General features: G+C 48.7%; 8 protein-coding genes. 6 read left to right on the top strand and 2 right to left on the bottom strand.

What is annotated here, in order from left to right:
* Positions 1-148 precede the first annotated feature (148 nt).
* Positions 149-1,186: a class II fructose-bisphosphate aldolase gene (gene fba / locus K4H28_RS03705; RefSeq protein WP_221007063.1), complete on the bottom strand. Its 1,038-nt coding sequence runs from the start codon at positions 1,184-1,186 to the stop codon at positions 149-151.
* 565 nt (positions 1,187-1,751) lie between these two features.
* On the opposite strand from fba, the gene K4H28_RS03700 reads away from it, so the two are divergent.
* Both K4H28_RS03700 and K4H28_RS03695 read left to right on the top strand, forming a co-directional pair.
* A complete protein-coding gene (locus K4H28_RS03700; RefSeq protein ID WP_221007062.1) occupies positions 1,752-2,966 on the top strand; it encodes an MFS transporter in 1,215 nt (404 codons plus the stop codon).
* Between the two features lie 87 nt (positions 2,967-3,053).
* Positions 3,054-3,626, top strand: coding sequence for a hypothetical protein (locus K4H28_RS03695; RefSeq protein ID WP_221007061.1), 573 nt, complete (start codon positions 3,054-3,056; stop codon positions 3,624-3,626).
* Between the two features lie 176 nt (positions 3,627-3,802).
* Here the strand turns inward: K4H28_RS03695 and K4H28_RS03690 are convergent, their stop codons facing one another.
* Positions 3,803-7,612: a response regulator gene (locus K4H28_RS03690; RefSeq protein WP_221007060.1), complete on the bottom strand. Its 3,810-nt coding sequence runs from the start codon at positions 7,610-7,612 to the stop codon at positions 3,803-3,805.
* A 446-nt stretch (positions 7,613-8,058) separates the two neighbouring features.
* On the opposite strand from K4H28_RS03690, the gene K4H28_RS03685 reads away from it, so the two are divergent.
* The 4 genes from K4H28_RS03685 (at position 8,059) to K4H28_RS03670 (ending at position 12,378) form a co-directional block, all read left to right on the top strand.
* Positions 8,059-9,111: a polysaccharide deacetylase family protein gene (locus K4H28_RS03685; protein ID WP_221007059.1), complete on the top strand. Its 1,053-nt coding sequence runs from the start codon at positions 8,059-8,061 to the stop codon at positions 9,109-9,111.
* Between the two features lie 115 nt (positions 9,112-9,226).
* Positions 9,227-11,242: a carbohydrate-binding protein gene (locus K4H28_RS03680; protein ID WP_221007058.1), complete on the top strand. Its 2,016-nt coding sequence runs from the start codon at positions 9,227-9,229 to the stop codon at positions 11,240-11,242.
* A gap of 125 nt (positions 11,243-11,367) precedes the next feature.
* Positions 11,368-11,763, top strand: a complete 396-nt coding sequence (locus tag K4H28_RS03675; RefSeq protein ID WP_221007057.1) for a YkgJ family cysteine cluster protein — start codon at positions 11,368-11,370, stop codon at positions 11,761-11,763.
* A gap of 120 nt (positions 11,764-11,883) precedes the next feature.
* Positions 11,884-12,378, top strand: a complete 495-nt coding sequence (locus K4H28_RS03670) for a hypothetical protein (protein ID WP_221007056.1) — start codon at positions 11,884-11,886, stop codon at positions 12,376-12,378.
* The last annotated feature ends 15 nt before the right edge of the window (positions 12,379-12,393 follow it).

The following is a 12,393-nucleotide window of genomic DNA, read 5'->3' as shown; positions in this document are numbered from 1 at the left end:
AAAAGAAAAGTGAGTCCCTGTCGCGGATTGCGACTGTAAAACAATGTGCCGCAGGCACTAAAACCATCAATATCTAATCTAAACCAAGCCGGACAACAATAAGTATTAGGCTGTAGCCATTACCAATCAATGACTACAGCCCAATACATCAACTACATTTCTCTAACATTTTAGCTAAGGCAACCGGTTTAATTTTATCGGCCTGCCCTGCCGCGCCAAAATCAATATAACGCGCGCGGCAAACGGCGGCCATCGCAGCTATTGCTGGTTTTAGATATTGCCGTGGATCGAAATCGGCTGGATTTTCCATCAAGTGACGGCGAATCGCGCCCGTCATCGCAAGTCGCAGATCGGTATCAATATTAATTTTGCGCACGCCCCAACGAATCGCGCGCTGAATTTCTTCAATCGGCACCCCCCACGTTGGCTTTAATTCACCGCCAAAATCACGGACTTGCTGCAGTAAATCTTGCGGCACGCTGGAAGATCCATGCATCACCAAATGCGTATTGGGCACCGCATCGTGGATTTCTTTGATGCGCTCTATATCGAGTACCGCGCCAGTGGGCGGGGATGAGAACTTATACGCGCCATGACTGGTACCAATCGCAATCGCCAAGGCGTCGACCCCCGTTGCAGCAACAAAGGCTTTGGCTTGCCAAGGATCAGTGAGCATTTCAGCGTGCGTGAGCACGCGGCTGGCGCCGACGCCGTCTTCCTCTTCGCCCATACCGGTATCAAGCCGCCCAAGGCAACCGAGTTCGCCTTCAACCGACACGCCAAAGCTGTGCGCCATCTTGACGACTTCGCGGGTGACTTCAACGTTGTAGTCGTAACTGGCTGGTGTTTTGCCATCCATCATCAACGAGCCGTCCATCATCACGCTAGAAAATCCATGCGTAATCGCGCTTAAGCAAATCGCGGGGCTGGTGCCGTGATCTTGGTGCATCACAATCGGTAAATGTGGATAACTGGCCACTGCGCCTTGAATCATTTGTCGCAGAAACAATTCACCCGCGTATTTTCGTGCTCCCGCACTGGCTTGCAAAATGACGGGGCTTTTAGTCGCATCGGCCGCCTGCAAAATCGCTTGCACTTGCTCCAGATTATTCACATTAAATGCGGGCACGCCGTAACCATGTTCTGCTGCGTGATCGAGAATTTGATTCAATGAAACGAGTGGCATATCAGTCTCCTTGTTGCGTTGCACCAGCGTAATGTAGGTGTTCACAAACGCACTGACTAATCAGGAAATTCATCATTCGGGAAAGCACTAAAACCAATCGCCACTTGCCAAAGCACCGCACTGCAACATTTTTTTTGATGTGCAAATACAGAAAAGGCTTTAAACACAGGGCTCAACGACTATATCAATGACTCAATTGAAAATCATCAGCTCAAATCGCATCAAATGATTAATACCACCGACGGTGAAATGTGTCGTCGATTTCACAATTGATCGTGTTTCTATCGCCTCATTCAGTCCTTAATGTATCCCGAATTAATTTTCCACAGCAATTTGATTACAAAACTTATATATTGATTTGAAGTAAATAGTTGCAATACAAAATCTCCCGATAAGGATAAAAGCATACCAAAGCAGGATTTTTAACCCAACAGCTACAGTATGATCATACACACCCATTTTGCATCTAAAATACCCCATTCATATTAAAAGCCTTGAACCCGATACGGCAACTGACCCACACGACAGCGCGAATCCATACAAAATGAATGAAAGCCACCCTCTTATGACGTCAGCCCCAACCCTGTTTCGCAACCGCAATTTTGGTCTGCTTTGGCTGGCTTCAATTATCGGCAACTTTGCACTTGCCATCGCGATGATGGCCGAGACTTGGTACGTCGTAAAAACGCTAGGCGCCAAAGAACAGCTTGGCTGGGTGATGATTGCTGGCTCGGTGCCACGGATTGCTTTAATGGCGGTTGGCGGCGTGTTGGCCGATCGAATGTCGCGCAGCCGAATTATCCTTATTTCGCTGGGTTTACGTGTATTACTGTTGTTTTCTCTAGTCGGTTTGCTGCACATTAATCGCTTAGATATTTGGGCACTGACGATCTTTGCGTTTCTGTACGGCTCGCTAGATGCGTTTTTTTGGCCCGCGCGCGATACGCTCACTCCGGCGATTGTGGCCGATAGCGACCTCACCCGCGCAAACTCCATCATGCTGACTACCAATCAAGTCGGCATGGTGTTTGGCCCTGTCATGGGCGGGGCAATGTTGGCACTAATGGGCTACGAGGCGATTTTTAGTTTAACCGGCGGCATGCTGTTGATTGCGACCATCTGCATTGCGTTTATTCATGAGCCCGTTATCAAGGTCGTGCGCGAAGCCACTTCAATGATCACAGAGCTGAAAGAAGGCGTTGTTTACGCATTACAAACGCCGATTTTGCGCGCCTTGATGCTGATTTACATCACTGCGAATTTACTCTTTATGGGGCCACTCGCGTTGGGTATTCCGATTATTGTCGCTGATTATCTAAAAGGCGAAGCCAGTACCTTGTCGTATTTGCAAAGCGCATTTGCGGCGGGCATGGTCATTGGCGGGATTTTGTTGACGATTTATCCACCGAGTAAAAAACGCTTGTTGATGATTACCGTCATTATTGCGATTGAAGGGGTCTTGCTGTCGCTCTTACCGCTCACCCCGTGGATTTGGGCTGCAGTCGCCTTGCAGTTTTTTATTGGTATGGGCGTAGCGGGCAATAACGTGCCGATGATGTCGCTGATTCAACAATCAGCAGACCGCGATAAGCTTGGCCGCGTGATGAGTTTGAACAATATGGTGTCAATGGGCTTATCACCGGTATCGTATGCGATGGTCACGGCTCTACTTGCAGCGCACATCAGCATCACATGGATTATGCCGATTTTTGGTTTAACGATGGCGCTGGTGATGCTGGTACTGACCATTCAACTGAAAGTCATTCGTACCGCTAATTAACCGCTTAGACCATTAAATAATTTCAAGCTGAATTAGAGCTTTCAAGCTATAAAGAACCATTGTTGATTTTTATGGCGTAAGACTGGAATGGTTCAACTCCCTACTGGCGGCTCGGCCGCCCAAAATCCAGACCTTGACTGGAGCCAAGTGCGTGAAACCATTTTGATGCTCGGCATTACGGTGGCTCAGGTGCAACACGCGATGGACGAAGGCAGTGCGTCTTTTAATACGCTGGCCAATTCCTTTGCCGAGACCTCAAACCATATCGAAGCGCTAAAAGGTGCGCTCAGCCAAACCGCGCTCCCAGCCGAGTTGCAACTTGAACAAAAAATTGCTGAGATTAGCGATAAAAACATCCAGTCGATTATCGCCTTTCAATTTTTTGACCGACTCTCTCAGCGCCTTGATCACGTCTGTAAAACCATTAGCGAACTCGCTGGTTTGGTTTCTGATCGCTCTTCAATTTATCAACCGGATGCGTGGCTCGCATTACAGAAAAATATTCGCTCGCAATATACGATGGAGCAAGAAAAAATCCTGTTTGACGCGATCCTCAGCGGTGCGCCCTTTCACGAAGCTTTGGCGCTAGCGGGCAATGTCAATATCAACCCAGATCAGAAAGACAAAGCCGGGAGTGATGGTGGCATTGAGTTGTTTTAATGGCGTTTAGGCCAAGAAAAAAGGAGCGCTGTAAAGCGCTCTTTTGAATTTAGGCAGCTAAAATCAATTTCAATCCATCGCACCTCAATCGTTTGAAACAATACCAACACTTGAACATCCAACATGGGTATTACTTTGAAACCCATTTAATCAAATTACTCCATTCACATACTCAATCAATCGGCTGTTTTTCTTGTACCGCTCCAAACCCGTACTTTTTCTTGTAATTGACTGTCGTTAATTGGCTTAGAGAGAAAGTCATCCATCCCTGCCGCTAAGCATAGCTGTCTATCCTCTGATGTGGCATTGGCAGTTAATGCCAGCACAGGAATCTTAGGCCAGCGTACGCCTGTATCGGGATCGCGGATTTTGCGTATGGCCTCAATACCATCCATTTCTGGCATCTGCATATCCATAAAGACCAGATCAAAATCCTGATCCACCAGAGCCTGAATCGCCTCAATACCATTTTCAACGGCATGCACGATACAGCCGAGCTTTTCCAATAACTTGACTGCAACAATGCGATTAACGCGGTTGTCTTCAGCTAGCAAAACACGCACCACTTGGTCTGATTCCGGAACTGAATAACGCGTCAAGAATGAAGGTTCAGGCGGATGACGCCGCACCATACCCATTGCCGTTTGCCATGCTTTTTGTTGTAGCGGTTTACTTAAGTAACCAGCAAACCCCGATTCACGAGCCCGCAAGGCATCGCCACGTGTTCCTACGGCAGTTAACAAAATCAGCAATGGATTGCCCAACTCCGCCTTCGCTACGATCTGTTGCCCCAACTCAATCCCATCCATATGCGGCATGTAAAGATCTATCAGCACCAGCTGAAATGGCCGCCCCGTTTGCGCGGCATGGGAAAGCAAGTGCAAAGCTTCGACGCCACCTTCAGCCATCACTGCATTGCAGCCCCAGTTTTTGAGCTGATTACATAAATGTTCGCGCTGCGAAGCGCTATCATCAACAGCCAGCACTCTAAAGTTATCAGTTTGGCTCGTAGTAGAAGCAAGCGCAGTAATTTGTTCGGCAGCGCCCAGCGTAACGCTAAATGCAAATTCAGAGCCCAATCCCTCAATACTTTGCACACTGATTTGCCCCCCCATCAACTCGACCAATTGTTTGCTAATGGCCAAACCCAGTCCCGTGCCACCAAAGCGGCGGGTTGTCGACGCATCAACCTGCGAAAAACTTTCAAATAATCGACCAACTTTATCTGGAGGTATACCTAGCCCAGTGTCACGAACACTGAATCGTAGAGAAATACCCTTTTCACTGATACCAAGCAATTGAGTCATAACGGTAACGCCACCTTGCTCGGTGAACTTGATCGCATTACCCATTAAATTGATCAGCACTTGCCGTAGTCGACCCGGATCCCCTCTCACCCAAGTGGGCACATCAGGCGCACGGCTACAACTCAATGCAATGCCTTTTTCTCGAGGTCGCAAGGCCATCACGGCCGCTACGCCATCCAGCAGCGCCACCAGATCAAAGTCAACTTGCTCTAACTCCATCCGCCCGGCTTCAACCTTAGAAAAATCAAGAATATCGTTGATCACGCTGAGCAATATATCGCCGCTTTGTCGAATGGTTTCGGCAAACTCGCGCTGCTGGATCGACAAATCGGTATCGAGCAGCAAGCCTGCCATACCGAGTACGCCATTCATCGGGGTGCGAATTTCGTGACTCATATTGGCCAAAAAGGCACTTTTTGCTCGACTGGCGGCTTCAGCGGCCAATTTTGCCGCGCTTAGCTCAGCTTCAGCTGCCTTGCGCTCGCTAATATCCTCATGCGTACCCGACATACGCAGCGGCTGACCATCCGGCAAGCACTCAATAACCCGACCTCGATCGTGCACCCATACCCAGTGCCCGTCCTTGTGTTTCATGCGGCAATCAAAATCGTAGTAAGGATCTTCGCCACTAAAATGCCGCTTTAAACGCGATTCAGACTCTTGCAAGTCATCTGGACACGCGAGCTTAAGCCACGTTTCAATCGAAATCGGCGCGAGTTCATCCAAGGTATAGCCAACGATCTCAGCCCAGCGTGCATTAAAATGTGTTTGGCCAGTTTGTAGGTTCCATTCCCAGGTTCCAATATTGGTCGCCTCAATAATATTGGCCAATCGTTCACGCTCCTGCGCCAGCAATAGTTCTGACTGCTTGCGGGCACTGATGTCCGTTTCGATTGCAATATAATGCTTGATCTGCCCTTGCTCATCTCTAATCGGCTCGATATCCAGCAAAATCCAGTACAGGCTGCCATCTTTGGCGTAGTTCAAGATTTCTGCAGTGCAACGCTCACCAAGGCGCAATTGACGTGACATTTCGGCCACCGTTTTCATATCAGTGAGTGCACCTTGCAAAACTGCACCAGGCCGTTTGCCCTGCATAAATGATAAGTCATAGCCGGTCATACGGACAAAACCATCATTGACCCATTCAACCTGCCCCTGCGCATCGGTAATCACCACCGCATTGGACGTTCGACTCGCAACCAGCGACAGCATCTTTTTTTGAGCCTCGCTGGCCTGCAATCTGACCTCTGCTGCCTTGCGTGCCGTAATGTCAGTGATAAAACCATGCCAAAGCGTATCACCCTCCGGTGTGCGCTCAGGACTGGCGATCCCCTCGACCCAAATCAAACCTTTTTGCGGATGGTTCACCCGATAAATCGCCTGCCAATGCTCTAGCGTTTCGAAGGACACCGTGATGCTATCGATCACCTGTGCGACATCATCTGGATATAGCGTGGCAAACACTGAGCTCGCATCTTCGGAAACATCAGCGGGACTCACGCCATAAATATCGCGTATACCGCTGCTGGCATACGGAAAGCAACTGCGGCCATCGGCAAATAGGCGATACTGGTAAACCATCCCCGGCACCTGAGTACCAATTTTCTGCAAGCGCCCGAGTAGTTCTTCTCTCGATTGCGTCTGCCGCTGACGTTCGAGCACGGCACCAACCCAGCTAGCCAGTAAGCGCATGAACTCAAAATCAACCTCGTCAAAGGTCGTCGGGTGCGGCTGGTTCGATGAAAAATTCAAGGTGCCAATCCGTTGCCCCGCCAACAAGATAGGCACGCCGATATAACACTCCAAACCGAAATCTTGATAGCAGGGATGACCTGCATACTCAGAATCAGCCATATGGGTAATGGCCACAACATCATTTGCAGAAAAGGTTATCGAGCAATACGTCCCCGCCAGCAGAAATTCCATCCCATCCTGTAAAGTATCAGATGGACTCGTCTGTACCGCGATTCGATAAGCATCGCCTTCAATCCGACTGATGATCCCCATGGGCAGGTCAAAATACTCGCACGCTAAACAAAGCGACTGGCGCAGCAAGGCTTGATCATCACGATCGGTCAGTGCCGCAATATGGCTGAGCACTCGCAAAGCCTCTTGCTGACGTTGCTGATGAGACTCGGCGATAATCCGATTTAAATTGGCGCGACGAAACAGCAATAACTGCCCAATCGTCATCAATAAAGGCTGCAAAAACTCGATCCAGCTCGCTTCATAACCACCGGACCGATTGGCCACGCCTACCATCGCGAGCAATTCACCCTGACAATGAATCGGTAAGCCAAGAAAAGCCGTCATCGGCGGATGCCCCGGTGGCAAGCCACCACGCCGTGGATCATTTGCGGGATCATTGGCAATCACTGGCTGACTCGTGGTTAGCACCGCACCAAACAAAGTATTCAGATTGGTAAAGACCAAACCTTCTGGGGCATGCTGGGCATAAAATGCGCGCGTTTCTTCGTTCCAAGCAATATTGGTGATGGCGTGAGTGCGTAGACTCGGCACGCCCTCTTTCATCATCACCTCACCGATAAAGCCATATTCGCTGGCCGTAAGCTGTAACAAATCACTCAATACGGTTTCAAAAACCCCCTTAGGGTCTGCACCCGCATCAAATCCGGTCTGAGCCCTCAAAATGGCCTCGATCAACTCACTATGCATCCTAACTCCATAATTTCGGCCGTGTGCTGCGGCAAATAATTATCTACAGCGTAGTTCATGTAAGGGCAATCTGCTCGACCATGCCGAAGCCATTCGTAGCGTTCAGTAATCGTGTCTCAATAAAGCACTCAAAACATCAAACCTGCCCAAGAAACAGTTTGCACACTAAAAGTGAAATTGCTTCAGAAAACAGTTCGCCAACATGAATCGTTTCAATGACAAATCCGTATTATTTTCAAACCAAGACCTTGGCCATCTCCTCATTTGCAGTTTAGCCACACACCAGCCGTGAAAAAAACAGCAGATTAAACAGCGCCCAACGTATTGAAAATATTGAAATAAATGCAAATAAAAGCGCTATTCATGTATCTGAAGCACAAGAGTATTCCCTAGGCCTTACTACCTAGGCATAGTCGAGCCAAATTCAAATTTTGGGAGGGTATGTTATGAAATTGAATCTGCACTTAGGCATTATTTTCAGCCTGTACTCTGCCCTTGCCTGCAGTGCCAATTCCAGCTTTGAAATACAAACTTGGCGAGATGGTGCCAAAGCCGCCCACACAATCGCGCATGATGATTACTGTGGTAGCAGTGTTCCCGGTGTTGAAAATACCGCTTTGCCGATTTTGAACGAGCGCGGTTTAAAAGCCAGCCTCGGCTTAATTGCGGGCTCGTGCAAAGACAATGATTGGACCAAACTCAAAAAACATATCGCTGAAGGCCATGAGCTGTTCAACCATTCACTCTCCCATGTTGGTATGCTCGAAGCGGGCTCACTCAAACCGATTGCAGGCTGGAATAATGAAAAAGAAATCGCCTCAGCCCATCAATTGGTCAAAGAGAAACTCGGCTACACGATGCAATTTATGGCTTATCCCAGTGATCTGGCCACGCCCGAAGCCAAAGCCTATTTGCTCACTCTGCCCGATTATTTAGGTGCTCGCGCCGCCAAACATATTTATGACGGTAGTAATGCCGGTATCAATAGCAGCAATAACACCGATCCATTTTTCATCAAAAACGATGTGTATTGGCACGATGGAAAATGGTCGCTGTATAAACCCACTGGCGGCAATATGCTCATTCAGCACGTTGATGCTGCGCTGGAAAATGGCGGTTGGAGTTACCGCACGATGCATGGTGTTGCCGATGGCTCATGGGAAGCCGTACCCAAAGACGAGTACATCGCTTACGCCGATTATTTGCTGAAAAAAGTCGCTAGCGGCGAGCTGTGGTTAGCAGGCCCAAGCGAGATTATTCGCTACCAAGCCACCCGCGAAAACTGCCCACTCGTCCTCACTGGCAACGCCCTCAAACTCAAACAAAATAATGAACTTTGCCAACGCTATGCCAGCGCGATCACCGTTGATGTGCAAATCGCTGATGAATTACAAGGGCAATTTACACAAAACAAAAAGCCCTTGACCAGCAAAAAGTTAGCCAATGGCAAATACCGAATTCAATTTAATCCTGCTTTAGGAGATCTCAGCATCAACTAAATAGGTATTGGCTTGAATGCATTATTCAACAAAGTTTTCACCGTAGTACCCACATAGAGTATTGGAAATCTATTTCCATAAACTCAAAACAAAACCTTTCAAAAGGATGGAGCAGATGCAATTGAATAAAACAATGATGGTGAGCTTACTCATCAGTGCAGGTCTTTTATCGGGCGGTGCGTTCGCCTTATCACCAACGCCAAATCCAACGACAATACCAAGCGCCCCTGCCTGGGATAGCGCCAGCACTTACACCGCAGGCCAACGCGTTACGCAAAATGGGACTACCTATGAAGCACAATGGTGGACGAAGGGCGATAGCCCTGCGACGGCAGGAGAATGGGGCGCATGGAAAAAAGTGACTGTTGTTGCTACACCAACGCCAGTACCAACGGCCACAACAACACCAACTGCCACACCGCCAAGCCGTTCGGTAAATTCAATTACCGACACCTACCCAGGCACATGCACGCCACCATATGGCCCACCATCGTGGCAATTGAATCAACAATATGCCTTGGGAACTGCCGTTTCAATTGGGGGTCAAGTGGTAATGAAAGCGTTAGCAGCGCATTTGAGCACCAACACCAATCAACCTCGTTACAACTCAACAAACAACACCGTTACTTATGATCCCTCCTTGTGGCAAGCACTGAAAATCTTGCCTGCACCATGCCCACCGCCAACACCGATCCCAAGCGCAGTGCCAACTCCGACTGCAACTGCTACTGCAACTCCGACCATTAGCGCAACGCCAACTGCAACACCAACCCCCGTAACAACCGTTGCTCCGACAGGCAATGAATGGAATAGCACCACCGTTTACACCGCTGGAAAGCGCGCTACGTACAATAGTCGCCTCTATGAAGCCAAGTGGTACACGGTCGGTGAAAATCCAAGTACATCTGGTACATGGGGCGTTTGGAAAGATCTTGGACTGATCAGCAGCAGTACGCCAACGCCAACTGCGACTGCGACAGCTAAACCAAGCGCAACACCAACGGCAAGCACGACCCCATCGGTATCACCAAGCCCAACGCCGACAATCACGGCCAGCCCAACACCAAGCACACCAGCGGTCATAACAGATATGCGGGTCACCACGTGGAAAGACGATGCCACTGCAGCTTACTCAATGATGCATGACGATTTATGTGCATGGGTCACTGATGGTCAAATCGATTTTGCGGCTCCTGCGTTGAAACAACGTGGTCTGATTTCATCATTCGGCATGATTACCGGCAATTGCGGCGATAAGCACTGGAATGCAGCCAAACAATTCATCGCCGATGGCCATGAAATTTTCAGCCATACGCGTAGCCACACCGATGCAATGAGCCTCACATGGGATGCTGCGGCACAAATTAGCGGTTCAAGTGACGACATCGCTGCTCGCCTCAATGGTTATCGCCCAACCTTCTTTGCATGGCCATCTGGCGTCGCAGCCGATGAGCCATTAGCATTTTTACGCAGCGCAGCCGGTTTTATCGGCGGTCGTGCGCCGAATCGCGTCGATCCTAATGGCATGATAATTTACGATGGTCATATATCAGGCGTCAATGCAACGACTACTGCAGATCCATTCCAAATCAAAGATGATATGTTCACCCTCACTGCACAGTGGTCACTGTATGAGGCCCAAGTCAAAGCGGGTGGCGATTTACTCAACTTGCACGTTGATGCTGCCATTGCCAACGGCGGCTGGGCTAATCGTACGATGCACGGTGTGAATGACGCCTCTTGGAATAGCGTGCCATTAGCACAATACACTGCACATTTGGATTACATCAAAGCCAAAGTCGACGCGCGTTTACTCTGGGTGGCGGGGCCAAGTACCGTCTTGAAATACAGCAAAGCACGTGAAGCATGCAAACCCACTTTAGGTTTAAGCAACTATAATTACGGCTCAGTGATTACATTTGCCAGCACCGATGCGGAATGCGTGAAATTTGCTACGCCACTGACCTTGATGATTGGTGGTCTAACCCAAGTGGCAATGCAAGCCGGCAAAGCAATACCTCGTTTGCCAAGCAAAGTCATCTACAGCAATGGTTTACCTGTGCCACAAGCACCAAGCTTCTTAATCACAGTTGATCCACTCGCAGGCCCAGTGACGTTTAGTGCTCAATAAGCGCTAATCCCTCACACCATCCCCCACCCAGATTTCTGGCTGGGGGATTTTTTGTACCAGAACAACTACTTAGCATCGCGCAGAGTGTGGTATGCTGCGCACCTTTCTCGATTTCTGAATGCATCATGAGCCGCCAAATCCTTAACCGCACCGAACTCCACGACCCTGATACGTGGGTGAAATTCACCAAAGATAAATGCGAAGATTGCTATTCAGGCTGCTGTACGATGCCAGTGGAAGTGAAAATCGGCGACTTGATCCGCATGGGTGTGGTCGATGAATTCGAGCGAAACGAGCCAGCTAAAAACATCGCTAAACGGCTAATGAAAGCGAAGATTATTGAGCATTTCAATTTCAAACACGAAATCTACACGCTGTATCGTCGTGGCACGCGTGATTGCACTTTTTTGGATGAAAAAACTCGGCTCTGCACCATTTACGATAAACGCCCGAACACCTGTCGCAATCACCCAACGATTGGGCCAAAGCCAGGTTTCTGCGCTTATATTCGCTTCTTTTGAGATACAGTGTATTGCTTTCTAGCCATTATATTAAAAGAGCTAGGAAGAAATACCCATACAAAAACCAATTCAGACCATCAAGTCTCAGCGCACTGGCACAACGCCAATCAGGAATACAGCATGCAAAAGCAAATTATTGAAGTCTTAGAACTTATCGCCGATGGCGGCTTGGATCACGAAGATATTTTGGCAATGAGCGCCGAAGTGATGGCCGCCCAGCAAGATCCGGATGAATACCGCGCGCGTCACGAAGCCGGTTTTTACCCAACTGACAGCGCAATCCCATTGTGGGAAACCGTATTGCTAGAGCAATTAGAAGACGGCTTACTATTTAAAGCCGATAGTGTTGCAGCGCTGTATGCGCAAATTAGTGAAGCATTTGGTGAAGGTGAACTCGATTTAGCGGCCGAAGCATTAACAGGTTTAACCGATATTTCTGCAATTAAAGCCATTCAAGACGAACTGAGCCCGAATTACACCTTGGTCGATTTCAGCGTGAGCGCCAACCGCCAATTGGTTTTGATTCGCACCCACTACTTAGCTAATTTCTTGAAGCTCTGCAACACATTAAACATCCAGGCCGAATCGACGTTTGAAAATTTATTTAAAAAATAAATAGACGCCTTAAAT

Origin of the sequence: Deefgea tanakiae (genome assembly GCF_019665765.1) — a bacterium.
Taxonomy (GTDB): domain Bacteria; phylum Pseudomonadota; class Gammaproteobacteria; order Burkholderiales; family Chitinibacteraceae; genus Deefgea; species Deefgea tanakiae.
The sequence above is the reverse complement of the archived record's forward strand: the minus strand, read 5'-3'. Positions and strand labels throughout refer to the sequence as shown.